Genomic DNA, 26,267 nt, shown 5'->3' on the forward strand with positions numbered 1-26,267 from the left:
TTCGCATGTCCGATACCGTCAGCTTCCACACCCACGGCGCCATTGCCGAAGCGGTGATCGACAATCCCCCCGTCAATGCCACCTCCGCCAGCGTCCGCCAGGGCCTGGCCGAAGCGATCCGCAAGACGGAGGCCGACCCGAAGCTCGCCGCGCTCGTCATCCGGTGCGAGGGCAAGACCTTCATCGCGGGCGCCGACATCAAGGAATTCGGCAAGCCCATGGCTGATCCGGGCCTGCCCGAAGTCATGCAGATGATGGACCGTGCAACCAAGCCGATCATCGCTGCCGTCCATGGCACCGTGTTGGGCGGCGGGCTGGAGGTTGCGCTCGCTTGCCATTACCGCATCGCCGCGCCGGGCACGAAATTCGGTTTTCCCGAGGTCAAGCTGGGCCTGATGCCCGGCGGCGGCGGCACGCAGCGGACGCCGCGCCTTGCGGGCCTTGCCACCGCGATCAAGCTGGTGACGGAGGGCAACCAGATCGGCACTGACGACGCGCTGAAATCCAACCTGATCGATGCGGTCGCTTCTGGCGGCGACTTGGCGGCCGCCGCGCGTGCCTTCGCCGAGGGGCTGGTTGCGGAAGGGAAGGGGCCGCGCAGCTCCTCGACCCTGCCGATGCCCGCCGACGATCCGGCATTGTTCGAGGAGGCGCGCAAGGCGGTGGCGAAGAAGATGCGCGGACAGACCGCCCCGCTCCGTGCGCTGGACGCCATGCGCCTAGCCTATGAACTGCCCTTTGATGAGGCGGTTCGCCAAGAACTGGCGATTTTTCGCGAGTGCATGCATGGCGCGCAGTCCAAGGCGCTGCGCCACATGTTCGCGGCCGAGCGCGAAGTGACGCGCATCCCGGGCCTTCCCGCTGACACCGCGACCCGTCCTGTCGAGCGCGTGGGCGTCATCGGCCTGGGCGTCATGGGCCGCGGTATCGTCATGGCGCTCGTCACTGCGGGCTTTCCGGTGATCGCCGTCGGGCTCGACCCGGCCAATGTCGATGCGGCGATGAAGGCGATCACGAAAATGTGGTCCTCCTCCGTCGCCAAAGGCAGCATGTCTCAAGAGGCGATGGACAAGCGGATGGCGCTCATCACCACCAGCGGCGACCCGCGCGACCTTTCCGCGACCCAATTGGTGATCGAGGCGGTAACCGAAGATCTGGAGATCAAGAAGGCGGTCTTCGCGCAGCTTGGGCAAGTGACGCAGCCGGGCACGATCCTGGCATCCAACACCAGCTTTCTCAATATCGACACGCTGGCCGAAGCTTCTGGCCGGGGCGATGATGTGTGCGGCATGCACTTCTTCAACCCCGCCCATGTCATGCGCCTGCTGGAAAATGTCCGCGCGGCCAAGACCGATCCCGAAGTCGTCGCGACGATCATGGCGCTCGGCAAACGCATCGGCAAGCTGCCGGTCCTGTCGGGCGTGTGCGATGGCTTCATCGTCAATCGCATGCTGTCCAAGCGATCGCGCGAAGGCTTCTTCCTGGTCGAGGAGGGCGCCAAGCCTGCCGCCATCGACAAGGTGCTGCTGTCCTACGGTTTCCCAATGGGTCCCTTTGCGCTAGGCGACCTTGCCGGGCTCGATGTGCAGGTCGCGGCGCGTAAGGCCCGTGCCGCCACCGCGACGGAGCGCGAATTGCGCGCCGATTTCCCTGAACAGATGGTTGCGCAAGGGCGGCTGGGGCAGAAGACCGGATCGGGCTGGTACAGCTATGACGAGAACCGCAAGGCCAGCCCCAATCCGCAGACCGATGCGATGATCGCCGCCCATGCCGAGCGCCATGGCCTGACGCTCCGCGAGATTGGCGAGGACGAGATCCGCGAACGCCTGCTCTACGCCATGGTCAATGAAGGCGCGAAGCTGCTGAGCGAAGGCATCGTGCCCCGCCCGCATGAAATCGACGTCGCGCTGGTCAACGGACTTGGCTGGCCGAGCTACACCGGCGGCCCCATGCATTGGGCCGACCAGATCGGGCTGGACAAGGTGCTAGCGACGATCGAGGCGTTCCGCGCCGATCAGGGCGACGCCTATTGGACGCCCGCGCCATTACTCGTCCAATATGCGCGCGAGGGCAGGGGCTTTTACGCATGAGCTATGAGCCCAATGCCAAGACTGCAGACCTGCTGGCGCGGCTGCGCGCTTTCATGGACGCGCATATCTATCCCAACGAGCAACGCTATTATGAGGAGGTGGCGACCGGCGATCGGTGGGCGCATGTCACCCTCATCGATCAGCTCAAGCCGCTTGCTAGGCAAGCGGGGCTGTGGAACCTGTTCCTGCCCGAAAGCGGCCATGGCGCGGGGCTCACCAACCTCGAATATGCGCCGCTCTGCGAGGAGATGGGCCGGGTCCACTGGTGCCCCGCCGTCTTCAACTGCGCCGCGCCTGATACTGGCAATATGGAGACGCTGGAGCGGTTCGGGACGGAAGAGCATAAGGAGCGCTGGCTCAAACCCATGCTGGCGGGCGAGATGCGCTCCGCCTTCGCTATGACCGAGCCTGCGGTCGCCTCCTCGGACGCGACGAATATCGAAAGCTCGATCGTCCGTGACGGCGACGATTATGTCATCAACGGCCGCAAATGGTGGATTTCGGGCATGGGCGAGGCGGACTGCGCGCTCATGATCTTCATGGGCAAGACCGATCCCACCGCGCCCAAGCATAAGCAGCAGTCGATGATCCTGGTGCCGCGCGACACGCCCGGCATCACCGTGCTGCGGCCGATGACCGTGCTCGGCTATGACGACGCGCCGCACGGCCACATGGAAATTCTTTTTGAAAATGTCCGTGTGCCCACCTCCAACATGCTGCTGGGCAAAGGGCGCGGGTTCGAGATTGCGCAGGCGCGGCTCGGGCCGGGGCGCATCCATCATTGCATGCGCATGATCGGCATGGCCGAACGCGCGCTTGAGGCTATGTGCCGCCGGGTGAAGTCGCGCGTAGCTTTCGGCAAGCCGCTTGCCGAACAGGGCGTCATCATCGAACGCATCGCCAACAGTCGCATCATGATCGATCAGGCACGGCTGCTGACGCTCCACGCCGCGCACCGCATGGATACGGTCGGCAACAAGGTGGCGAAGGCGGATATCGCCATGATCAAGGTCGCCGCGCCCAACATGGCCTGTCAGGTGATCGACTGGGCGATGCAGGCCCATGGCGCGGCGGGGATCAGCCAGGACTTCTTCCTCGCGAGCTATTATGCCCACGCCCGCAAGATACGGTTCGCCGACGGCCCGGACGAAGTGCACCGCCACCAGCTCGGGCGCTTAGAGCTGGCGAAATATGACTGACGTCCGCACGCTCGACACGACGCGTCTCGCGCCGTGGCTGCGCGAGCATGTGCCGGGTGCGGGCGGCTCAATCACGGCGGAGAAATTCGCGGGGGGACAGTCCAATCCGACTTACCTGCTGTCGGTGGACGGCGCGCCGCGCTTCGTTCTGCGGCGCAAGCCCGATGGCGTGCTGCTCCCCTCCGCCCATGCCATCGAACGCGAATATCGCGTGACCGACGCGCTCAAGGACAGCGCCGTGCCCGTCGCCCCGCCGCTCGCCCTGTGCGAGGACAGCGGCATCGTCGGCACACCCTTCTTCATCATGGACTATGCGCAAGGCCGCAATTTCTGGGATGCGCGCCTCCCCGATCTTGTCCCCGTCGAGCGCGCTGCCATTTATGACGAGATGAACCGCGTGCTCGCCGCGCTCCACGCCATCGATCCGGCCGATGTGGGCCTGGCCGAATACGGCAAGCCGGGCAATTATTTCGCCCGGCAGGTGGCTCGCTGGACGAGGCAATATCGCGCGACGGAAACCCAGCGCATCGAGGCGATGGAGCAACTTATCGACTGGCTGCCCGCGAACGATCCGGGGCTGGAAGCAAGCCGCATAGTTCATGGCGACTTCCGGAACGACAATATGATATTCGCGCCGGACGAGCCCCGCATCATCGCGGTACTCGATTGGGAACTGTCAACGCTTGGCCATCCCCTGGCCGACCTCGCCCAGCATGTCATGGCCTGGCGCGTGCCGAGGGAGGGCTATCGCGGCCTGTCCGACGCGGACTTGCCCGCGCTCGGTATTCCCAGCGAAGCTGACTATCTGCGCACCTATGCTGAGCGCAGTGGCGCGGGCCCCATCGATCCCGCCCATTGGCGCTATGCTTTAACGCTTGCGATGTTTCGTAACGCCGCAATCCGCCAGGGCGTCTATCATCGCGCGATCAGCGGCAACGCGTCCAGCGAAGCCGCTGCCGTCCACGGCGCGCGCGCGGGCGAGATTGCGGGCCTCGCATGGCGGATAGCCTGCGGAGAGGAGGGGGCATGCCTGTGAAGGAACAGTTGATCGACGTCGGCCGCTATCGCCTGCGCGCGGTGGAGCAGGGGGAGGGCCCTCTCGTCCTGATGATCCACGGGTTTCCGGGTCTTGCCTGGTCCTGGCGGCACCAGATGGCTCCCCTCGCAGAGGCGGGCTATCGCGCCGTGGCGATCGACAGCCTGGGTTATGGCGGCAGCGATCGGCCGGCCGATCCCGCCGCCTATACGTCCGACCATATGCAGGATTACCTGATCGCGCTGCTCGATCATTATGGCGCCGCACAGGCCGTGATCGTCGGCCAGGATTTCGGCGCCCAATATGCCTGGAACCTTGCCGTCCGCGCGCCTGAAAGGGTTGCGGGCCTAGTCGCCACTATCCCCTATGATTATGACATGGCAGGGCGCGCCATGCTGGGCAGTGGGCCGCGCTACCCCGCCGACGCCCCCGCGCGACCGGAAGGCTCCTCGCCCGATCGGTTGCCTAGCGAACGCTTCGCCGCCATGGCGCAAGAGCATTTCGTTCATCTCCATTATTTCCAGCAGGTCGGTCCCGCCGAACGAGAACTGGCGGCGCGCCCCCGCGAATTTCTGGCGCGCCTGTTGTACGCTCTCTCCTCGGAAGGAGACCTGTGGAGTTGGAAGACTGCATCATCGGTGGGCAGCGGCTATTTGGATGTCCTGCCGCCCGCGCCCCCGCTCCCTTGGCCCTGGCTGAGCGAAGCCGAGTTCGACCGCTTCGTCGCGGAATATGTTGGTGCCGAACCCATGCTGCGCTTCATTGGCGGCCTCAACAGCTATCGCACGGCTGACGCGAACTGGCGGATCGGGGAGCGCTGGGCCGATCATGATGTCGGAACGCCGACCCTATTCCTCTACGGCGCGAAGGACCCGGCCTTCGGCTTTTTTCCAGATTGGGAAGAAAGAATGCCGTCGCGCGTTCCGGGCTTGCGGGGCATGATCGCTGTGCCGGGCGCCGGGCATTTCGTGCAGCAGGAACAGCCCGAAGCGTTCAACCGGGCGCTGATCGCTTTCGCTGACACGGTCACGCGGTGACAACAGATTTTCGCCTGGCGGGTCATCTCGGCCTCAGCGCACCGGACCGGCCGCTGCTGGCGCATCTTGGACGCTCGGTTGATCCGGTCGATCAGATCGATGCGCTCGCCGACCATGGCTTTTCAGGCGTGCAGGACCTGTTCCTGAAGCTCCGTCCTGCGGCGGAGCAGGCGGCCATGGCGGAGCGGATGACGTTGCGCGGACTTAACCTGTCCAGCTTCGGCGGCGATCCGATGCGCTGGAACCTGCCGTTTTGGAGCGCCGAAGATGAGGTAGGCCGCGAAGCCGTGCAGGAGAGCATTACGGCAAGCTGCGCGCTCGCCGAACGCTTCGGCGTGGCAGGCGTCGTCTGTGTCGCCGGACTGGACCCCGATCGATCCCGCCGCGCGCAACTGGTGGCGATGACGGAAAATCTGAAGCGCAACGCCGAAACCGCCGCCCGCCGCGACCTGACCCTGCTGGTCGAACCGATCGCGGAAACCCGCATCGCCGGCCTGCTGCTCAACCGGCTGGAGGATTCCCTTGAAATGGTACGCACCGTGGCGATGCCGTCGGTGCGGTTGCTGTTCGATACGGGCCATGTCGCCATGATGGGGCATGATGTCCCATCCGCGTTGGCGATGAGCGCGGCGGAAATTGGCCTTATCCAGTTCGCCGACGTTCCTGATCGTGTCGATCCGGGTTTGGGCCTGCTGGATTGGACGGCGATCCTGCGGCAGGTGGCGGATCAGGGTTATCGGGGCATGGTCGAATTGGAATTCGAGCCGGTGGATCGGACAGCGGAAGGCGAAGCGAACATGCTGGGACGTGTCAGGGGACTTTGCACACGCCTCGATCCCGGGTTGCTATAAGCCTGGCGAAGGTCCACGGATGTCCTGAACGGTTCCTCATGGCGGATATTGCTCCCACCTCATCATGGGCCTTCCGTCGCCACCCTGTTAAAAAGCGGCAACGATCGACCAGGAGAGTATGCCGCATGCGCGTGATCGCGAACATGAATGTCTGTCAGGGTCATGCCCGATGCGAAGACCTGTGTCCCGAAGTCTTCTCGACAGATGCCATAGAAGGCAAGGTAGTCATAGAACAACCTGAATTCCCGCCAGAACTGGAAGAAAAAGTGCGGATGGCGGTTCGCAACTGTCCCGAAGGCGCTCTTCGCATTGCGAAAGGGACGGGCGTATGAGCTTCTATCCGCAATCGCCGGTCCATATCCCGTCTGAACTGGTACTGGACTTCGACTTTTTCGACGTACCCGCTGATGTTTCCGATCCCGTGCAAATCTGGCACGGGCTGGTGCGCCGGGGCGCGCCGCCTATCTTCTATACGCCGCGCAATGGCGGGCATTGGGTATTCTTGCGCTACAGCGACATTGCCGAGGCGTATCGGAACCACGAGATATTTTCGACGCATAAGGCGCAAATTCCGCCGTTGGAGCCTTACCCGGTTCTCCAGCCCAACGGCGTGGACCCGCCGCAGCATGACGTGTTCCGCAAAATATTGGCCCCCATGTTCACGCCGCTCGCCGTCCGGCGGATGACCGACGGCTTGCAGCATCGCGCCGAGGGGCTGGTTTCCGGCTTCGCCGCCAAGAGCGGATGCGACTTCGTCAAGGAATATGCCGCCAAATTCCCGACCGGCACCTTCCTGGAATTGTTTGGCCTGCCCGAAGAGCGCTTGCCGGAATTCCTGCGCATTTCCGATACCTTCTTTCGTAGCACCGACCCGGACATTCGTGCGGCGAACCTGCTGGAAATTTTCGAGGTGCTGGAGGCGCTGTTCCGCGAAAAGGAACGCAATCCGGGCAGTGACATTGCATCCACCGTGGTGCAGTCGCGCGATGCGGACGGCAATCCTTTCCCTTGGACCGACATCATCAATTGCGGCTTTCTGCTGTTCGTTGCAGGGCTGGACACGGTCACGAATACGATGGCCTATGTGTGGCGCTACCTCGCAACATCGCCCGATGCGCGGCAAAAGTTTCGCGATCGCCTGGACGACCCCTCCGCCTTCCTGCTGGCGATCGAGGAATTGATGCGGATCAACGCGGTGTCCAATATCTATCGCCGCGTGACTCATGATTGCGAATTCAAGGGCGTCCAGTTCCGCCGCAATGACCGCGTGGTTCTGCCCAATACCGTGGCGAACCGGGATCAGTCGGTGTTCAAGGAACCGCAGACGATCGACCTTGATCGCAAGGTGAACAATCATGTCACCTTCGGCCTTGGCCCGCATCGCTGCATCGGATCGCATCTCGCAAAGCGCGAAATCATGATTTCCCTGCAGGAATGGCTGCGGCAGATCCCGGAGTTTGAACTGGACCCGGATCAGGACGCGGAATCCGTCTTCGGCGGCCCGGTGATGGGCTTTACATCGCTGAAGCTTCGTTGGTGAGGGCGGCGGAGCGCTGCCGATATTCGCGGGGAGACAGGCCGGTCGCTCGGCGGAAGGCGCGGGCGAAGCTGTTACCGTGCGAAAAGCCGGCCTGCTCCGCCACCTGTTTCATCGGCACCTCCGCGGCGGCCAGCAGCAGCTTGGCCTGCTCGATCCGGTAGGTTTCGATATAGGCCGATATCGTCTTGCCGGTGAGGGCGATAAACTGGCGGTGCAAGTGGCGGGGGCTGATGCCGCACAGCGTGGCCAGCTCCGCAACGCCGGGCATCGGCGCGCCTGCTTCGATCCGCTCGCGCACGCGGCGAAATTGCCAGGGCGCAAGGCGGCTGGCGGTGGCAGCACCGGCGGCTTGGTGGAACACGCGGCGCAATTCGACACGGATCAGCTGAAACAGCGCTTCCATCGCTTCGGGCGATCGGCCGAGCGGATTGATCAACTCCCGGTGAGTCAGCCGCATCAGGCTGCGCAAGGCGTCGTTCCGGATGTTGAGAAGGCCCTGGAGGAAGGGCAGTGACGGTTCGCCCTCGCCCATGATCGCGCGGCCGTGTTTGTCGTCGAACAGGCAACGGATAACACGGATCTGCCGCCCCTCCGAACGGCCGCCGATGGCGATCCCTGGATGACGTACGAACAGCGCGCCCATGAAGCAACGGCGATCGGGGGCGATGTCCGGAAAATAGGCCGACGCGTCGGCCGACATGGGGGGCAGCGACATTTCCAGCATCAGCTGATGTTCGGTGCGCTCGAAACTGACGATGTCCGGCCAATGCCATTCCACCAGTTCGAACCGCCCCCCTGGAACGTGGCAGGATTCGATGACTTTGGCGGTGAAATCGATGCCCTCCATTCACATCCCTTCCATCATCGCATCAATGCTCGCCAGGCGCCGGGCGGCCTCCCCGTTTCGCGGCGGAAGGCGGCGGAGAAGGACGGCGCTCCTGCATAGCCCAGCGCGCGTGCGATGTCCTCGATCGATCCATGATCCTCTGTCAGCATCGCCTTGGCGCGTTCGATGCGCCTGCGGCGGATCGCTGCGCCGGGGCTAACGCCCGTCGAGTGGTGGAAGCAGCGGATGAAATGATCCCGGCTGAGGCCGCAGCGTTCAGCCATGGCGTCGAGCGAGGGCGCGGCCCCTGGCGCATCGATCATCTCAAGCGCCAGCCGTAGCGCGCGGGCGGAAAGGCCGCCGCGCCGCCTGCCTGCTCGTTCCGACGCCTCTTGAAGGAAGCGGCCAAGGTCCAGCAGCAACAGTGTGACCAGTGCCTCAGCGACCGCTGGGCTGTCGGGTGCCACATGCTCCACCTCCGCCGCCAGCCGCAACATCGCTTCTTCGATCGAGGGAACATGCATGTCGAAACAGGCGCTGAGCGTCGCATCGTCAAAGGACACGTCACTTAGTGCAGGTGCGATCCGCCGATCCTCAAACCGGATGCGGAGCGTGTCGAACGCCCCTTGCCCGACATGAATTTCCATCGGCACGCGCGCTGGACGCAATGCCAGTGCGCCCATGCGTGCAAAGGGCCGCCGGGGATCGCCCGCCATCCGCCCCTCCGATCCGGTCAGCAGGCGAGAAAGCCCCAGCATCAGCACCGATTGCGGCTCTACGATCCGGATCGTCTCTTCGCGGACTTCGGGAAAGGCGCATAGTTCAATGACCGCGCCGTCGATGCGCAGCGATCGCCGCACGACATCGGCGCTCTGCCGCGCCTGCCTGATGGAAATCGCATCCATGACGCCGTCGCTTATCACATAATGCGAAATATTACGAGATCATGCGACAATCATGCAGGTGGGACGCCTCCGTCCTTGAGCGGGCGGCCAAGCGGTGGAAGCAATGGACCCAAGGAGAGTGCCCCTATGAATCGCCCGACCGGACCCATCGTTCCCGCCGCCGACGCCATCGCGCAGGAGGAGGCGCGCTGGCAGGAAAAAACCCGCGGCCCTGCCATGGGTGAACGCTCGGAGCGGCGCGATCCCTTCGTGACGCAGGCGCTGAAATGGGCGATCAAGCCGCTCTATACGCCCGCGGACCTCGATGCCGTTGGTTTCGACTATATGGCCGATCTCGGCTTCCCCGGCGAATATCCTTACACCCGGTCCACCCGCCCCAATGGTCATCGCACCGATTTCTGGACGATGACGCAGGTCACCGGCTTCGGCAAGGGCGAGGATTGGGCGAAGCGCGCGCGTTACATGCTGGATCAGGGCTTGTCCGGCCTGATCCTGGAATATGACCTTGCCACCACCAACGGCTATGACAGTGACGACCCGATCGTAGAGGGAGAAGTCGGCCGCGCGGGGATGGCGCTCGACAGCCTGGAGGATTTGGAGAAAGCCTTCGACCTGCCGTTCGACAAGCTTAAATATCTGATGAGCGTGTGCAATGCGCCGCAGCCGGTGAACCTTGCGATGATCATCGCCGCCCTGGAGAAGAAGGGCATCGATCCCCGCGACTTCGTGCTGCACATCGTCAACGGCATCTTGATCGAATATACCTGCGTCGGCCGTTACATATATCCGCCTGAACATGGATTGCGGATTGCGACCGACTGCATCGAATATATCATCCGCAATCACCCCAATTGGGCGCCGATCTCGATCATCTCCGCGCAGCTCCAGCCCGCCAAGGCTAATCCGGTGCAGGAGATCGCTTATTCGCTCGCCATCGCCTGCGCCCATATCGACGCGGTGCTGGAACGCGGGCTCGATATCGACACGGTCGCGCCCTACATCAACCACTTCGTCGTCAACGTCGACATGGATTTCTTCGAAGGCGTCTGCAAGCTGCGCGCCTTTCGCAAATGCTGGGCGCGGCTAATGAAGGAGCGGTACGGCGCATCGAAGCCCGAGGCGCTCAAGATCCGCATGATGACCTCGCCGACCACCATCGCCCTGACTCTCCAACAGCCGCTCAACAACATCGCGCGGCTGGGCATCATGGCGACCGCCTGCGCGCTCGGCGGAGCGGGGGAGGCGATGACGACCCCGCTCTATGACGAGGCCCATGCGCTTCCGGCCGAAAACGCTATCCGCGTCGGCGCCGCGATCCAGCATATCGTCGCGCATGAAACGGGTGTTGCCGAAACCATCGACCCGCTCGCCGGCTCCTATTATGTCGAAACGCTGACCAAGCAGATGGAGGACGCCGCCTTCGCCGAAATGGATAAGATCTTCGCCATGGGCGGCGCGGTGAAGGCGATCGAGACCGGCTATATCCAGCGCGCGCTCGGCCGCGAGCAATATGAGCGGAACAAGGATGTAGAGGAAGGCCGCCGCAAATGGGTCGGCGTCAACCACCTCACCCGGGCGGAAGAAGAGCGCGAGATCGAAATCTTTCGCCTCGACGATGCGATGGAGGAGGAGCAGGTCCGCAAGGTTCGCGACCTGCGCGCCCGGCGCGACCAGCCCGCCGTCGATGTGGCGCTCGAAAGGGTGCGCGAAGCCGCGCGTAGCGGCGCGAACATGGTGCCGCCCTGCCTGGAGGCGGTGAAGCTCTACGCCACGCATGGCGAAATCTGCAACGCGATGCGTGACGTCTTCGGCGTCCATAGCGCCGACAGCCAGCTGATGGGAATCTGACCAGTATGACGAATTTCACCAAACGTCCGTTGCGCGTGCTGTTGGCGAAGCTCGGCATGGATACGCATACAGTCGGCGTCACGGTCATCGGCCATGCCCTGCGCGAGGCCGGGATGGAGGTCATCTTCACCGGCCTCAAGCAGACCCCCGAAATGGTGTGCGCTGCCGCCGTCCAGGAGGATGTCGATGTGGTCGGCATCTCCACCCTGTCGGCGGGGCACACCCGCAGCCTGCCCAAGCTCGCCCGGCTGCTGCGTGAAGCGGGCGGGGGCGACAAGCTGCTCGTCGCGGGCGGTGTCATCCCTGAGGAGGACAAGCCACTGTTGGAGGAGGCCGGCGTCGATCGCATCTTCACCATGGGCTCCGACACGCGCGACATCGTTGCCTATCTCGAAAGCTGGTGGGCGCAGCGCCTTGCGGAGGACGCTGCCTGATGCTCCGCAGCCCGGCGGAGGTGGCGCAAGGACTGCTGGCGGGAGACATCGCCGCAGGCGCCCGCGCCATCCGCTGGCTCGATGATCGTGATCGACGCGGGGCGGAGGTCCTTGCCGCCATCTATCCACACACCGGCCGCGCGCAGGTGGTGGGCGTCACCGGCCCGCCCGGTGCTGGCAAATCGACCCTCACCGACGCGCTTGTCGCCGAATGGCGCAGGCGCGGCCAGCGGGTCGGCGTGATCGCCGTCGATCCGTCCAGCCCTTTCACCGGCGGGGCGATCCTGGGCGATCGGGTGCGCATGAGCCGCCATGCGCTCGACCCCGGCGTCTTCATCCGCTCGCTCGGCACGCGCGGACAGGCGGGCGGCCTGTCGCGTTCGACGCAGGACGCTTGCCTCATCTTCGACGCCATGGGCTATGACATCGTTCTCGTTGAGACCGTGGGTGTAGGACAGGACGAGATCGACGTCGTCAACCTCGCCCACACAACCGTCATCGTCGCCGTGCCGGGCTTGGGGGACGAAATTCAGGCGGTGAAGGCGGGGCTGATGGAGGCGGGCGATATCTTCGTCGTCAACAAGGCCGACCGGGACGGCTATGATGCCACGCAGCGGCAAATGGAATTGATGCTTCACCTGCGCGCTCAGGCAGTTGGGGATCTGCGCTGGGACGTTCCCCTGCTCCGCGCCGTCGCATCAAGGGGAGAGGGGGCCGCGGCGATCGTCGATGCCATCGCGGCACATCGCAGCTTTCTGGATCAGGAAGGTGACTTCGCCAGCCGCAGCCACCTGCGGGCGCGGGAACAGGTGCTGTCGCTCGTCCGCGATGCGCTAGCTTCGCGGGCGCTTGATCTGTCTGGCGAAGCCATTCTTCAACAGGTCGAAAGCCGCCGTCTTGATCCTTATGCCGCCGCCGATCGTATCGTCGCCCTTTCAGAAAAGAGTGCCGCAGCATGACCAAATCGATCTGCGCCCTGGCGCACAAGCCCGGCAGTACGCGCGAGGCGTTCCAGGCCTATTATGAGGAACATCATGTTCCGCTTGCGATCGGCCATTTCCCCTTTTCCGGCTATGCGCGCAATCATCTGACGGGTGCAGCCGATTTCCGCTGGGATACGATCAGCGAATTTTGGGCTGACGATATCGACGCGGCGGCGGCGCTCATGGATGGCCCGATCGGCAAGATCATGGCGGAAGACGAGGAGCGGTTCATGAACCGGCCGCTGATCGCGTCAGCCGGTGTCGAAGAGGTCATTCTGTCACGAGGGAATCGTGCAGGCAGCGACGGCAGCCGTACCGCCATCCTGGTCCAGGGTCCGGCCGGGGGCGATGACTTGCGGTCCAGGCTCATGGGATGGGCGTCCGGCTTCGCGCGGGATCTGCCGGGCGTTTCAGTTGATTTCACCAGTTCCTGGACCGAATTGGCCTTTCCCGCAAAGGCCGTCGTGTGGCTGCCGGGTTGGCATGAGCAATGTTCGGTGCCTTCTGGCCTCTCCGCGGAAATCCTGCTTGTCCGCCACGTGGAAACGCCCCGCTCCCGGCTCTTGGGGTAGCCGGACGTCCGCTCCCCCTGCGTGAAATATGCAACAGCGTAGCATATAAGATCATATGATACGCAGATGGCGACTAACCGCTTGAAGTAAGCGATATGTGCGACTAATGGAGCCCAATCGGACATGATAATTCATGTTCCGAGGCGTCGCGCGTTTTTTCCGGTGAAGTGCGTGCAGATAAGCATAAGAACGCCGGAACAGTTGGCGATAAACAGCCATGTGTTGGGAGGATGTTATGAAGTCTATGTTGCTGGCCGGCGTTGCGGCTATCTTGGTCCCCTTCTCGGTTTCGGCCCAGGCTCAGGATCAGTCCTCGGCCACCGCGGCGCAGGAACAGGGCGCCAATCTCGGCGACATCGTCGTGACTGCGCGCCGTTCTGCGGAAACGCTGCAGGACGTGCCGGTCGCCGTTACCGCGCTTAGCGGTGATTTCATCGAGCGGCAGAATATTTCCGATCCGACCGATGTGCCGAACTTTGCGCCGAACATCACGATCGAACAGCAGCCGTCCAGCCTTTCGGCCGCGACCATCTATATCCGCGGCATCGGCAATAACGAACCTTCCGCTGTGTCTGAACAGGGCGTGGGCGTCTATTTGGACGGCGTCTATCTCGCCCGCGCGGCCGGCGCCGTGTTCGACCTTATCGACCTGGAGCGTATCGAAGTGCTACGCGGTCCGCAGGGTACGCTGTTCGGCCGCAACACCATCGGTGGCGCGCTGCAGTTGATCACCAAAAAGCCTTCCAATGACATGCACGTCACGGCCAAGGCGGGCTATGGCCGCTTCAACGAATGGTACGCACGTGCGCGGCTCGACACCGGCTACATTGTCGGTGACGTCATCAAGGCGTCGCTCGCTTACCAGCATCGGCAGGGCGATGGTTATGTGAACAACACGCTCACCCCCTCGTCGCAGGATCCGGGCGCGCTCAACGCGGAATCGATTGCGGTAGGGCTGCAAGCCGACCTGGGCGACGTCACCGTCAATTATAATTTCGACTATGACGACCGCCGTGGCACCCCGGCCTTCTTCCAGATCGTTGCCACGACGCCGTTGGCTCAAAACTATTATTCGCAGTCGCCCAATTTCGGCGGCGCGCCTTTCCTGGTCAGCACGGAACGACAGGGCACCGTCCAGCAGGCAGGCTTCACCGACCGCAACGGCAATTTCCGCTATGGCAGCAAGACCCGGGTACAGGGCCATGGCCTGACCATCAGCTATGACGCCATTCCGGAACTGACGCTCAAGTCGATCACCGGCTATCGCAAGTTCTTCCAGGACACGATCCTGAACCTGTCGGGTAATGGCGTGCTGCGCGGGCCAGTGGTCGATTTCACCTCGCCCACGCTCGTCTCGATCCAGGATGTCGTCCCCTATACCGGCAACAACGCGCCGCAAAAGCAGTGGCAGTTCAGCCAGGAATTCCAGGCGCTCGGCAAGGTGGGTGACTTCAACTACCTGCTCGGCATGTATTATTTCTACGAAAAATCGTCGGAATCTAATCAGCAAGCGCTGACGATCGTGACGCCGGTGGCCGGTCTGCCCTTCCTGGGCTTCCCGCAGTCGGTTGCGGACGGCATCGCCGCGCTCAACCCGGGCCTCGCCACTGTCGGTGTCAATGCTAACCCGGTCCAGGCCTTTGGCGGCACCTCGCAGTCGATGGCGGTGTTCGGACAGGTCAGCTGGCGGCCTTCGTCGCTTGATGAAAAGCTCGAAGTCACGCTGGGCGGCCGCCATACGGCCGACGACAAGACCATCTACCTGGCGGGCGACGTCAGTCCGGTGCAGCGCGGGCGCAGGAGCTTCGATAATTTCTCCTGGCTTGCCTCGGTCTCTTATGAGGTGATCGACGATGTGATGGTCTATGGCCGCGTATCGACCGGCTACCGCTCGGGCGGCATCAATCCGCGTGCTGGGGTCATCAACGGCTTCAATCCGGAAAAGGCCACTGCCTATGAAGCAGGCATCAAGTCGCAATGGTTCGACAACCGCCTCCGTCTGAACGTCGCTGGCTATGTCACCGATTATAACGATCTGCAGGTTCAGCAGTTCGCTGCTGGCAGTGGCGGCGCCACTTCGCTGATCGTCAATGCGGGCAAGGTCCGGCTGTCGGGCTTCGAAGCGGAACTGACGGCTCTGCCTTTCACCGGCTTCCAGATCGACGGTTCGGTCGGTTATGTGAAGACGGACTATAAGACCTTCCTCTTCCGCGACCCTGGCACGAACACGCTTCTGGATGTCGCTGATCAGGCGAAGCCGCTCTACACGCCGAAGTGGAACGTCCATCTGGGTGCGGAATATTCGCATCCGATCGGCGGCGGCGACACGCTGGTCCGTCTGCGTGGCGACTATTCCTACCGCACGAAGATCTACTTCAATGCGCTCAACAACACCGCGCCTTTTAACGAAAATATCGTCTCGCCCAGCCAGACCAATGTGAAGGCGCGTCTGTCGGTTGAAGGTCTCGATATGGGTGGCGGCAAGCTGGATGTGGGCATTTGGGGCGACAATTTGCTGAACCAGAAGCGCCTGGTCTATGGCATCGACTTCGGTGCGCTCGGTTTCGCCGGCGCTACCTTTAATAAGCCGATTTCCTACGGCGTGGACGCCAAGATCAGCTTCTAAGAGCGGGGCTGTCAGAGAAGGGGCGCGAAGTGATGAACTTCGCGCCCCTTATTTTGCATGCATGATCTTGGAGGCGCGCGGAGAAGACGGTTCATCCTACTTCTAACGGCATAACCCCCAAATCTCCGTTCGCCCTAAGCTTGTCGAAGGGCTTTCCTTCCTTTTTATGGGAAAGGAACGGCTTCGACAGGCTCAGCCCGAACGGGAGAGGGGCTGTCGTGTAACGCCTCCAATTTTATTTCAGCTCACCGTCGATCCGCCATCGACGGCGATGCTCTGGCCGCTGATCCACTCACCGTCCCGGCTCGCCAGATGCGCGACCATCGCCGCAATATCTTCGACCTGGCCAAGGCGCGGAGAGCGGCCGCGCGCTAGCACTTCCTGCTGAAAGTCGGTCGGCATCGTCGCCCGGAGTTCGGGGGTGATGACGAGGCCCGGCATGATCGCGTTGGCGCGGATACCTTGTTGTCCCCAGCCGCTGGCGACATGGCGGACCAGCGCATTGATCCCGGCCTTCGCCATGGCATAGCAGGGACGCACTGGTTCGCCGACGACCGCGGCCGCCGAAGAGGTGTAGATCATCGCGCCGCCACCTCGTTCCAACAGCTTGGGCAGGGCATGGCGGGTGATGCGCAACATGCCTTTGAGGTTCACGTCCAGCGTGCGCTCCAGCACCTCGTCCGATACGGTAAGAACGTCGCTGTCGGTCATCAACACGCGCAGGTCGGCGAAATTAGCGTGCACCGCGTCGATACCGCCGAATGTCCTGACAGCCGTCTCGATCAGCGCCGCGACCGACGCATCCTCGGTGGCATCGAACTCGGCTCCCAGCGCGCGGCCGCCCTGGCTTTCGATTTCCTGCACCAGGCTGTCGATCCTGTCCTTTTCTCGAGCGGGCGACGCAGCGACGACAATTGCGCCTTCCGCCGCAAGCCGCAACGCGGTCGCCCGTCCGATACCGGTAGATGCGCCCGCCACGACGATCACCTTGTCCACCAGACGGCGGCATCCCATGGCCAAAACTTCGCTCATCCCGCCTCTCCTTATTTTGTTGTAAGTTCGTAACGATTTTGCTCAGCGGACCGCCGGGGCTGCGCTCCCCACACCCTGCCACCCGAGGCCCAACGCCTTCTGAAGACTGATGAAACTGCCGGTCAGCGCCGCCATCGCCTCTACCTTCGCTTGGGTCGCACCCAATGCCTGACGTTGCGTAATTCTATAGTTTATTATTGAAATCGTCCCGGCTTCACTCCGCTGCCGCGCCAATTCAGCCGCCGCTTTTGCCTGCTGCTCAGCTCGCACCAGATCGGCGAGGCTTTCCCGCTGACGCTGGAACCGCGACAGCGCGCCTTCTGCATCCTGCAGCGCCGTCAGTACCGCCGCCCGATAGTTGGCCGCCGCCTCGTCCCGCTGCGCTTCCGCCGCATTGATGCGCGCGCGTGCCTTGCCGAAATCGAGGAATGACCAGCTAATACGTGGCACCGCGGCAACCGTAAACTTGTCGAGATCGACCAGATCCTCTGGTGACGAACCGCCAAGACCGATCAGGCCGAGGAAGCTGATGTGCGGAAAGCGCGCAGCATCCGCCACGCCAATCCGCGCCGTCTGCGCCGCTAGCTTGCGCTCTGCCGCGCGAATGTCCGGGCGGCGTTGCAGCAGTGCCGCCGGATCACCGACCGCGACTTGCGCCGGGGGAAGGGGCGGGAGTGCGGGCGGATCGAGCAGCGCGTCGAGCGTGCCAGGCGCCGCGCCTGTCAATATGGCCAGCTTGTCCTTCAACGCATCAACCTCTGCTCGGATCGGCGACAGCCTGGCGCGTGCACCGTCGCGATCGAATTCCTGCTGCAACAGATCGCCGTGCGCGATCGTCCCGCGTTCAAAGCGTTGGCGGGTCAGCGCGACCTCTTCATCCTGCAGGGCCAGCGCCTGGGTGCCGAGGGCGAGCCGTTGCTGCCGGTCGCGCAGATCGACATAGCTTTGCGCTACCTCCGCCGACAGGCTGACGCGCGCGACGTCCAGGCTTGCTTCGCTTCCCTCGACGTCGGCGCGCGCCGCCTCCACCGCGCGGTGATGGCCGCCGAACAGGTCCAGCTCCCAACTTGCATCGAAACCAAGATTATAGAGGTCGAGCGTGGTGGCGTCGCCATCCTCCGCCTGGCCGGGTAGCCGCGCCTTGGCGTAAAGCGCCGATCCGTTGATCGTCGGCAGGCCGCCGGCCTTGCGCTGGCGAAGCGACGAGCGCGCTTGGCGGATACGGGCCGCGGCGGCATCGAGGCGCGGATTGGCCGAAAGCGCCTGGTTCATCAACTGGTCCAGGATCGGATCGTGAAGAGCCGTCCACCATGGCTGCGCCGCCTCAAGCAAGCCAGTGCTGGCATCGCCCCTGACAAAGCTGGGCGGGGTGGCGGGAGTGGCAGCCACTGGCCCATGATAATCGGGTCCGGCCGTACAGGCGGCGGTCAGCAGAGGGGCGAAAAGAAGAGCGGATTTGTAGCGCATCGGCATCTCAATGTGCCGCCACGGGCGCGGCATGCTGGGGCAGCGGGCGAAGGAAGAAAACAAGCGGAGCGGTGCACAGGATGCCGATGATCAGCATCCAGAACAGGTCGATGAAGGTCATGGTCAGCGCCTGCGTCTGGATGGTCTGCTCAATCATCCGATAGGCGGCCGCACGGCTGCCCAGTGCCTGCGCCTGCATATCCACATAGCTTTGGACGTCTAGGCCGTTGGCCCGCAGGCTTTCCTCCATCCTGCGGCTGTGCAGCCAGAGCCTCTGGTCCTGCACCACGGCGATGCCCGCCAGTGCGAAGGAGCCGCCGAGGTTTCGCGCAGCATTGTAGAGGCCAGCGGCATCGCTTGCCAGCGACACCGGCACCGACCGGATCGCCGCCTGGTTGAGGAACATCATGACGCAGATAGTGCCCACGCCGCGCATCAATTGGGACTCGATAAAGTCGGTTCCCTTGGAGGAGGAGGTCAACGCGGTCTCCATATAGGCACTGACGATCAACAGCACGAGGCCGATCAGGACCGACAGATGGATCGGCATGTTGCGGATGGCCCAAGGCATGAAGGGCATCATCAGCACCATAGGTACGCCCGACAGCAGTACGATCTGCCCTGATTGTAGTGCATTATAATGAGCGATCAGCGTCAGGAACTGAGGAATGACGTAGGAGGTGCCGTAGATCACCATGCCGATCATCATCGCCATGATGAACACCGCGCCAAATTGCCTGTCCAACAGCAGACGCAGGCGTATCACAGGCCGCTGCGCGCGCATCTGCCCTGCGAGCAGCATCGCAAAGCCGGCAACGGCCATGATGGTGAGCCAAATGATCGTGGAGGATTCGAACCATTGTTCCCGCTCGCCTTCCTCCAGAACGACGGTAAGGCCGCCAAGGCCCAGGATCAGGCCGAACACGCCCAGCCAGTCCGCTTCGCCGATCAGGTCAAAGCGGGCGCGCTCATGGGGAAGTGCTGCGAACAGAAGGATCAGCAGAGCTATGCCGACGGGGAGGTTGAGAAAGAAGGCATAATGCCAGCTGACATTTTCGGTGAGCCAGCCACCGAGCACCGGCCCCATGATCGGCCCCAGGATCGCGGTCGCGCCGAACAGGGAATTGCCCACCGGTTGCTGGTTACGCGGCAATCGCGTGGCGATGATCGTCATTGCAGTGGGGATCAAAGCGCCGCCGGTCACACCCTGCCCAATACGGCCGGCGATCATGATCGTTAGCGTCTGCGCCATGCCGCAGATCATGGAAAAGGCCACAAAACCGACGGTGGCGATGATGAGGAAGTTGCGTAACCCGAAGAGCCGCTGCAACCAGCCTGCCAAGGGGATGATGATGATCTCCGCGACGATGAACGATGTCGCGATCCAGGTGCCTTCGGTGCCGCTCGCGCCAATTTCGCCCTGGATGATGGGCAGCGCCGAGTTGACGATAGAAATGTCCAGCATCGCCATCATAGCGCCCAAGGTACCTGCCGCAACGGCCAGCCAATCGGCTGCGCTTGCGCGCTGTTCGGCGGCAGGTAGCGCTGCGCTCACTTTGCGGCGTCCTGCCGGACCTGCTGGCGGTTCTTAAGCCGTTCGATCTCGTCCCGCGCGGAACGGGTATCGACCGAAACATCGACGGACATGCCGGGCAGCAGCAGCCTTTTTAGCGCCGGGTCTGCATCGATCGCAATGCGTACGGGTACCCGCTGAACGATCTTGGTGAAGTTGCCGGTCGCATTTTGCGGGGGCAGCAGCGAGAATTGGGCACCGGTGCCTGGCGCAACGCTGGCGACATGGCCGTGGAAGCTGATGCCGGGCAGGGCATCGACCTGGATCTCGGCAGGCTGGCCCTGGCGCATCAGGCCCAGCTGCGTTTCCTTGAAATTCGCCTCCAGATACAGTTGTTCGAGCGGCACGACCGACATCAGCCTCAGACCCGGCTGGACGAATTGTCCGGCCCGGGCCGTAAGATCGCCTACCCGTCCCGCGACACTTGCCACGACGACCATGTCCTGCACGTTGCGCTGCGCTGCCTCTAACTGCGCGCGGGCGCTCTGACCCTGAGCTTTGGCTTGCTCCACCTGAGCGCGAAGGCTGGCGATACGCCGCGTCGCGCCTGCGAGCGCTGCCTGTTGAGCCGATACGTCCTGCGCTGCTTGTGCTGCCTGGGTGCGAAGGGTGGCGAGCTTTTCGGCGGGTTCTGCGCCAGTCGCGGCGAGCGGCGCATATCTGGCGACTTCCGATGCGGCAAAGCGGGCCTTGGTCTGCACCGTGGCAAGCGCAGCGCGCGCCTGCGCGATCGCCGCTTCCTGTTCGCCGATCATCGCTTCGGCATTGGCGGCGCTTGCGGCCGCCAGATTGATCTGGGCCTGACCTTGCGCAGCCAGCGAGGGATAGTCCGGCGCCTCGATCCGCAGGAGCGGCTGACCGGCCTTTACATCTTGATTTTCCCGGACCAGCACTTGGCTGATATAGCCCGATACGCGCGCTGACACGGTAACGCTGTCGGCCTGAAGATAGGCATCTTCGGTCCTTTGCTGGTATTTGCCATAGACCTGATGGCGTATGAACCAGATGGCCCCAACGACCAGCACTGCCATAGCAGCCGTGCCAAGCACGAGACGCAATCTGCGACGCTTTTTCGGGCTTACGACTTCGCTTTGTTCCAACCGGTGTGAGACGGCATCCGCATCGGCTGTGTCTGCAATCGACCTTTGATGTTCGGTCATAAAAATCCCAATGTCGGCCTCTTTCGACGACTTAGGATTTGCTATAAAGCGAAGGCAAGTCTTTTCCGAGGAGCAATCGGAAATGTGGAATTAGGTTAGTAGCAAGATGACGCTGAACGCTATCAGCGCAGATGATCCGCTTGCGAGACACAGCAAACGAAATGGACAGAGCAGGAATACCGAACTGTCAGGTTCCATCCTCTTTCCCCGCTTATTGCGATGGGCTCCGCCGATTATAGCGGATTCGCCACATAATGCCAATTACGTCTACCGTTCCACGAGCCTCAAGGGCAAAAACAGGCAGGAGGCAATTTTTGCATTCACTCTGGGCCAGATGCTGGCTATCCCGCCAGCAGCGTCGATAAAAAGCGGTCAACTGGCCGAAATGGAGAGGAAGATGTCGCAGCCTTGGCTTGACAGGATCGCACTGCACGATCTGGTAATGCGTTACTGCCGCGGATGCGACCGGCGGGATTTCGCGCTGGTTCGCACGCTTTATCATGATGATGCGATCGATGACCATGGGGCGATGTTCAAAGGTGGACCGGATGCGTTCGTTGCATGGCTGCCCGAAGTCACGGCGCACTGGGACCTGACCCGGCACAGCATCAGCAACAGCCTGTTTGTTATCAATGGGGATCATGCGGAAGGCGAACATTATGTCGAGGCGTGGCATCGCACGCGGGGGCAAGACGCGAAGCTGTTCATCGCGCTGGGCCGCTATCTCGACCGCTATGAGCGCCGCAATGGCGAATGGAAATTCACCTACCGCAGCCTGGTTTTCGATCATGGATCCATCGTCCAGGTCGATCAGGATGCTGTCGATCGCATGAGCAAGGACGCGCCCAACGGCCGTGCCGATCGCAACGATCCGTCCTTCGACTACCCCCTGTTGGCGAGCCTCAGCGCATGAGGGCCGCAGTGTGGGACGGGCAGTTGCTGTTCGTGAGCGATCAGGTCAAGTTGCGGCCGGTAGGTGAGGGCGAAGTGCGCGTGCGGGTGCTACGCTCAGGCATTTGCCACAGCGACATCGCGATGCTGACGCCGCATGCTCCCAAGCTGCCGGTCATTCTAGGACATGAGGCCGCCGGTGAGATCGCCGAAATCGGCCCCGGGGTCGCAGGCTGGACGACTGGGGACCTTGTGGCCGTGGGTACGCAGACGCCGTGCGGCGATTGCCGTGAATGCCGCCGTGGCGAACCGCATAATTGCGACATCAACTGGGGCTTCACGCCTGATTTTCCGTTCACGCTTGATGGGGCGCCGGTCGCCTCCTTTGCCAACGTCTCCTCCTTCGCCAGTGAAATCATCGTAAAGGCGTCACAGCTGTTCGCGATCAAGGACTTGCCGCTTGAGCAAGGCGCGCTGATCGGTTGCGCTGTATCCACGGGCGTCTGCGCTTCGCGCGTTCTGGGTAAGGTCCGTACGGGCGACACCGTCGTTGTCTTTGGCATTGGCGGGATTGGGGTGAACGCAATCCAAGGCGCCGCTTGTAATGGCGCTCATGTGATCGCGGTCGATGCCAATCCCGCAAAGGAGGCGGTCGCGCGACAGTTCGGCGCCGAAGCGTTTGTGCTGGCGGACCCGGCGCAGGACAGTGCGGCGGCGGCGGAGGCACTGGCGCGCGATCATGGTCCGATCGACGTCGTGGTCGAATGCAGTGGTGCGGTCGGCGCAATCAACACCGCGCTGCGCTGCACCAAGCGCGGCGGCAGGGTAGTGCTGATCGGCATGTCGAGATATGGATCGGAGGCGGCACTGCCGCTCACCAGCTTTGTCATGGGGGGCGAAGTGATCGCAACCATGAACGGGGGCGCGGTGCCCGAACGCGATTACCCCGAACTGATCGCCCAAGCCCAGAGCGGGCAGCTGAACCTTGCCGATCAGATCAGCGGCGTGTGGCCGCTCGACCGGATCAACGAGGCGATCGCAGCGCTGAAGGCGGGAGAAGTCACTCGCGCCGTCATCGATCACGAAATGTGAGGCTTCAGGACTTCAAGACCTGAAGCAGTTCGATCCGATGCCCTGCGGGTCGAGGATGAATGCGAGGCGCATGCCGTGTTTGGGCACTTCCATGGCGGGGACGTCGATCGTAGCGCCCGCCGCAGGCGCCCGTTCCAGCGCGGCATCCACATTTTCGACCAGGAAGCCGGTGGTGGCTTCTCCGGGCGGAGGACAGCTGCGATTCGGGAAGCAGACCAGGATGAGATTGGGCGCTGGTGGACGCGCGCCTGGCAGCGCCATGACGACCTCATGCATCAGATTTTCGCCCTCACCGGCTTCCAATCTCACGCTCACGTCAAGGCCAATTGCTTGACTGCAGAAAGTTTCGGCGGCGGCGATGTCTTTCACCTCGATCTTTGTGAAGCAAAATGATTATGTGGCCATCTTCATCCTCCCTTATCTTACGCATTAAAGCATTATAAACTCTGTTCGACAGCCTGGATGTAGGATAAACTAGGCCAGCAGATACGCAGATAGGAGATAGTGGTGGCTGAGACAAACGCGGGAGAGGTGCGGCTGTCCGCCGTATGGCGCGACTTTTGTGACAAGCTGGCGCAGGCGGGGGAAATTCTCGACCGCCCCAGCGCACCGGGTATGCCGATCGATCAGGCCGAAGGGTTGCGCTATCTCTCCCGACTCACACGTACCGCGCTTAATATGCTGGTCGATTCAAGCGATCCTGATTTCCCGCGCATCTTTCTGCTGACCGACGACGCCATCAAGATTGGCGCGGATAATCCCGACAATCTGTATCAGCAGATCGTGGTGCGCGGTGATCGCGAATACCGCATCACCGGCAAGCGCAACAGCGTCCCATATTTTTCGATCGGCTCGAAGGCAAATCGCTACGCTATCGACGGGACGATGGCATCGACCGGCGAGATCGAGCTTGCCGATATGGAGCTGCGTCCGGACGGCAGCTTCGAGATCATAGTCAGCAAAGCGCAGAAGCCCGGCAACTGGCTGCCGATGGCGGATGACACGACGCTGCTGATCATCCGCCAGACTTTCAACGACAAGCGGACGGAAGCCGCGGCTGACGTGAAGATTGAGCGGATCAGCGAGGGACCTGCGGTTCCGGCAATTCTGACGCCTGGGACTATCGAGGCGCAGTTAAATGGGGCGGCTGCCTGGGTTCGGGGCACGGGCAATACTTTCGCCGATTGGTCGCAATGGTTCATGGAGCAGCCGAACCGTTTTTATGAAGGAAAGGAGCAGTCGGTTTATCAGCGTGCCGGCGGCGATCCGAAGATCTGGTACGGCCACATTTATTATGATCTCGCTCCTGATGAGGCTTTGATCATCACCGCCAAGCCGCCCGAATGCCGTTTCTGGAATTTTCAGATTGACAACTGGTGGATGGAATCGATGGACCATGTGAACCGCAAGGTCTGGGTTAATGGGTCCCAGGCGAAATATGAGGAGGACGGCAGCGTCGTCCTTGTCTGTTCCGACAAAGACCCCGGCTATGGCAACTGGATCGATCTGTCAGGCCACCGCAAGGGCACGGGCCTGTGGCGCTGGATCGAAGCGAATGAGCATCCGGTGCCGCAATGCAAGGTCGTGAAGCTCTGACCAGGTCTGAAGCGCTTGCTGCTCGTATCGCCGCCCTGGAAGATCGGGAGGCGATACGCGGCCTGATCGCCAATTATGGGCCATTGGCCGATGCTGGGAACTGTGCCGGTGCCGCAGCGCTTTGGGTTGAGGACGGCATTTATGAAGTCGGCGGCTTTGGCGTCTATCTGGGTCGCGCAGCTATACAGGCGCTACTGGAAGGCGAGAACCATCAAGCGCTGATCAATGGCGGGGCGGCGCATGTGCTCAGTCCTCCGGTAATCGATTTGAACGGGGATTTGGCTACCGCGCGGACCTATTCGGTTGTGTTCCGCAAGTCGGGAGATGGTTGGCAGGCGCATCGCGTCTCGGCCAATATGTGGCATCTCGTCCGCATTGGCGCAGAGTGGAAGGTGGCATGCCGCGTCAACAGTTTGCTAGACGGGTCAGCCGATGCGCGCGCGCTTATCGCCGGGCAGCCACTGCCTTCGGATTGATAAAAATGATAGACAAAAGGGCTCATCCGGTCTGGACGAGCCCTTTTCCTCACCACATCAGGCGGTCTGACGCACCGCTGCAAATTGCTTCTTTGCAAAGGCGCAGGCGTCGGCCATCGCAGCCTGGGCGCCGGGCAGGAAGCCGAGCCATGACACGAAGCCGTGAACCATGCCGGGGTAACGCTTCATTTCGACCTCAACCCCTGCCTTTTCGAGTACTGGAGCATAGCTTTCAACGGCATCGCGGATCGGGTCGCATTCGGCACTGGCGATGAACGCAGGGGGCAAGCCATCATGGCTCGCCGCCTTCATCGGACTGGCGCGGAAGTCGTCGAAGTCGCTGTCATCATTGATGTGCAGTTCCCAGAAATAATGGGCGTCATCCAGGCGCAGGATCGGGCCGTTCGCGAACTCGATTGCGGAGCCTTCTTCCGGAATCGGATGGATGCCGGGGCCGTACCAATTGATCTGCGCAGCAAGCCGAGGTGCGCCCGCATCGCGAGCCAGAAGGGCGCAAGCACTTGCCAGCACGCCGCCCGCGCTATCGCCTGCTATGCCGATGAGCGCTGGGTCTCCACCCAGTTCAGCGGCGTTAGCGGCCACCCACTGCGTCGCGGCCCAGCAATCATCGAAGGCTGCAGGGAATTTATGTTCCGGAGCGAGGCGGTAATCGACCGACACCACGATGCTTTCCGCGCCGGCTGCCAGACCGCGCGCGATCATGTCCTGCGTGTCGAGGTCGCCTACGACGAAGCCACCCCCGTGGAAATAGGCGATCACCGGGAAGGGGCCGGAACCCTCCGGCGTATAGATGCGCACCGGGATCTCTCCGGCCGGACCGGGAATAGTCCGGTCGCTGACAGCGGCCAGGGTCACTGGCGGCGGGGGCAATTGGGTGGAACTGGACCGCACTGCTTCACGCAGGGCATCTAAGGGGAAAGTGCGGACCGGGCCCCAATCCGGCTGCCCGGCGAACATCGCCTCGAGTTGAGGATCCAATGGCATCTTAATTCTCCTGCTTGTCGATAGGGCA

24 protein-coding genes are annotated in these 26,267 nt (G+C 62.6%); 16 read left to right on the forward strand and 8 right to left on the reverse strand.

The genetic code is table 11. From position 1 onward, the window contains the following. Positions 1-5 precede the first annotated feature (5 nt). From EP837_RS16450 to EP837_RS16480, 7 genes are all read left to right on the forward strand, one after another. On the forward strand, positions 6-2,090 hold the full coding sequence (locus EP837_RS16450; protein ID WP_066530998.1) for a 3-hydroxyacyl-CoA dehydrogenase NAD-binding domain-containing protein: 2,085 nt from the start codon (positions 6-8) through the stop codon (positions 2,088-2,090). Next, the gene (locus EP837_RS16455; RefSeq protein WP_066531000.1) at positions 2,087-3,289 is read left to right on the forward strand and encodes an acyl-CoA dehydrogenase family protein; all 1,203 of its coding nucleotides are present in this window, start codon (positions 2,087-2,089) and stop codon (positions 3,287-3,289) included. Before EP837_RS16450 ends, EP837_RS16455 begins: the two co-directional genes overlap by 4 nt. Continuing rightward, positions 3,282-4,325 (forward strand): phosphotransferase family protein, encoded by a 1,044-nt coding sequence (locus tag EP837_RS16460; protein ID WP_066531002.1) that lies wholly within the window; start codon positions 3,282-3,284, stop codon positions 4,323-4,325. Before EP837_RS16455 ends, EP837_RS16460 begins: the two co-directional genes overlap by 8 nt. After that, complete coding sequence (locus EP837_RS16465) at positions 4,316-5,362, forward strand: alpha/beta fold hydrolase (RefSeq protein ID WP_066531003.1); 1,047 nt, start codon at positions 4,316-4,318, stop codon at positions 5,360-5,362. Before EP837_RS16460 ends, EP837_RS16465 begins: the two co-directional genes overlap by 10 nt. After that, the gene (locus EP837_RS16470) at positions 5,359-6,213 is read left to right on the forward strand and encodes a sugar phosphate isomerase/epimerase family protein (protein ID WP_066531004.1); all 855 of its coding nucleotides are present in this window, start codon (positions 5,359-5,361) and stop codon (positions 6,211-6,213) included. The genes EP837_RS16465 and EP837_RS16470 overlap by 4 nt, the downstream gene beginning before the upstream one ends. Positions 6,214-6,338: 125 nt before the next feature. Next, positions 6,339-6,545: a ferredoxin gene (locus EP837_RS16475; protein ID WP_066531006.1), complete on the forward strand. Its 207-nt coding sequence runs from the start codon at positions 6,339-6,341 to the stop codon at positions 6,543-6,545. Beyond that, a complete protein-coding gene (locus tag EP837_RS16480) occupies positions 6,542-7,753 on the forward strand; it encodes a cytochrome P450 (protein WP_066531009.1) in 1,212 nt (403 codons plus the stop codon). The genes EP837_RS16475 and EP837_RS16480 overlap by 4 nt, the downstream gene beginning before the upstream one ends. Here the strand turns inward: EP837_RS16480 and EP837_RS16485 are convergent. Then, entirely contained in the window at positions 7,728-8,600 is an 873-nt protein-coding gene (locus tag EP837_RS16485; protein WP_066531012.1) for a helix-turn-helix transcriptional regulator, read from the reverse strand. The two genes, EP837_RS16480 and EP837_RS16485, sit on opposite strands and share 26 nt — an antisense overlap. A gap of 14 nt (positions 8,601-8,614) precedes the next feature. Then, entirely contained in the window at positions 8,615-9,484 is an 870-nt protein-coding gene (locus tag EP837_RS16490) for a helix-turn-helix domain-containing protein (protein WP_066531015.1), read from the reverse strand. 126 nt (positions 9,485-9,610) lie between these two features. Here EP837_RS16490 and EP837_RS16495 point away from each other — a divergent pair, with 126 nt between their 5' ends. The 5 genes from EP837_RS16495 (at position 9,611) to EP837_RS16515 (ending at position 15,947) form a co-directional block, all read left to right on the forward strand. Further along, positions 9,611-11,332, forward strand: a complete 1,722-nt coding sequence (locus tag EP837_RS16495; RefSeq protein WP_066531016.1) for a methylmalonyl-CoA mutase family protein — start codon at positions 9,611-9,613, stop codon at positions 11,330-11,332. 5 nt (positions 11,333-11,337) lie between these two features. Further along, a complete protein-coding gene (locus tag EP837_RS16500; protein WP_066531018.1) occupies positions 11,338-11,766 on the forward strand; it encodes a cobalamin B12-binding domain-containing protein in 429 nt (142 codons plus the stop codon). Then, a complete protein-coding gene (gene meaB, locus EP837_RS16505) occupies positions 11,766-12,725 on the forward strand; it encodes a methylmalonyl Co-A mutase-associated GTPase MeaB (RefSeq protein ID WP_066531019.1) in 960 nt (319 codons plus the stop codon). The genes EP837_RS16500 and meaB overlap by 1 nt, the downstream gene beginning before the upstream one ends. Then, on the forward strand, positions 12,722-13,321 hold the full coding sequence (locus tag EP837_RS16510; protein ID WP_066531022.1) for an EthD domain-containing protein: 600 nt from the start codon (positions 12,722-12,724) through the stop codon (positions 13,319-13,321). Before meaB ends, EP837_RS16510 begins: the two co-directional genes overlap by 4 nt. Positions 13,322-13,556: 235 nt before the next feature. Then, a complete protein-coding gene (locus EP837_RS16515) occupies positions 13,557-15,947 on the forward strand; it encodes a TonB-dependent receptor (protein ID WP_225870620.1) in 2,391 nt (796 codons plus the stop codon). Between the two features lie 240 nt (positions 15,948-16,187). Here EP837_RS16515 and EP837_RS16520 read toward each other — a convergent pair whose 3' ends face one another. Genes EP837_RS16520 through EP837_RS16535 form a run of 4 tightly spaced genes read right to left on the reverse strand, consistent with a single transcriptional unit; the run spans position 16,188 to position 21,068 of the window. Continuing rightward, a complete protein-coding gene (locus EP837_RS16520) occupies positions 16,188-16,979 on the reverse strand; it encodes an SDR family NAD(P)-dependent oxidoreductase (protein ID WP_225870621.1) in 792 nt (263 codons plus the stop codon). A gap of 42 nt (positions 16,980-17,021) precedes the next feature. Next, on the reverse strand, positions 17,022-18,446 hold the full coding sequence (locus EP837_RS16525) for an efflux transporter outer membrane subunit (protein ID WP_066531716.1): 1,425 nt from the start codon (positions 18,444-18,446) through the stop codon (positions 17,022-17,024). A 7-nt stretch (positions 18,447-18,453) separates the two neighbouring features. Then, positions 18,454-20,001, reverse strand: a complete 1,548-nt coding sequence (locus EP837_RS16530) for an MDR family MFS transporter (protein WP_066531026.1) — start codon at positions 19,999-20,001, stop codon at positions 18,454-18,456. Continuing rightward, complete coding sequence (locus tag EP837_RS16535) at positions 19,998-21,068, reverse strand: HlyD family secretion protein (RefSeq protein WP_335676294.1); 1,071 nt, start codon at positions 21,066-21,068, stop codon at positions 19,998-20,000. The genes EP837_RS16530 and EP837_RS16535 overlap by 4 nt, the downstream gene beginning before the upstream one ends. Positions 21,069-21,576: 508 nt before the next feature. On the opposite strand from EP837_RS16535, the gene EP837_RS21445 reads away from it, so the two are divergent. Both EP837_RS21445 and EP837_RS21120 read left to right on the forward strand, forming a co-directional pair. Further along, a complete protein-coding gene (locus tag EP837_RS21445; protein ID WP_197486360.1) occupies positions 21,577-22,092 on the forward strand; it encodes a nuclear transport factor 2 family protein in 516 nt (171 codons plus the stop codon). Further along, positions 22,089-23,162 carry an alcohol dehydrogenase catalytic domain-containing protein gene (locus EP837_RS21120; RefSeq protein ID WP_066531028.1) on the forward strand — a complete coding sequence of 358 codons (1,074 nt, stop codon included), beginning with the start codon at positions 22,089-22,091 and terminating at the stop codon, positions 23,160-23,162. Before EP837_RS21445 ends, EP837_RS21120 begins: the two co-directional genes overlap by 4 nt. Before the next feature lie 12 nt (positions 23,163-23,174). Here EP837_RS21120 and EP837_RS16550 read toward each other — a convergent pair whose 3' ends face one another. Further along, positions 23,175-23,477, reverse strand: a complete 303-nt coding sequence (locus tag EP837_RS16550) for a hypothetical protein (protein ID WP_156518672.1) — start codon at positions 23,475-23,477, stop codon at positions 23,175-23,177. A 192-nt stretch (positions 23,478-23,669) separates the two neighbouring features. Here EP837_RS16550 and EP837_RS16555 point away from each other — a divergent pair, with 192 nt between their 5' ends. Beyond that, positions 23,670-24,758, forward strand: coding sequence for a DUF1214 domain-containing protein (locus EP837_RS16555; RefSeq protein WP_225870623.1), 1,089 nt, complete (start codon positions 23,670-23,672; stop codon positions 24,756-24,758). After that, a complete protein-coding gene (locus EP837_RS16560; protein WP_066531722.1) occupies positions 24,737-25,234 on the forward strand; it encodes a nuclear transport factor 2 family protein in 498 nt (165 codons plus the stop codon). The genes EP837_RS16555 and EP837_RS16560 overlap by 22 nt, the downstream gene beginning before the upstream one ends. 57 nt (positions 25,235-25,291) lie before the next feature. Here the strand turns inward: EP837_RS16560 and EP837_RS16565 are convergent, their stop codons facing one another. Continuing rightward, positions 25,292-26,239, reverse strand: a complete 948-nt coding sequence (locus tag EP837_RS16565; RefSeq protein WP_066531033.1) for an alpha/beta hydrolase — start codon at positions 26,237-26,239, stop codon at positions 25,292-25,294. Positions 26,240-26,267 lie beyond the last annotated feature (28 nt).

Source organism: Sphingobium sp. EP60837, from assembly GCF_001658005.1.
Lineage (GTDB): Bacteria > Pseudomonadota > Alphaproteobacteria > Sphingomonadales > Sphingomonadaceae > Sphingobium > Sphingobium tyrosinilyticum.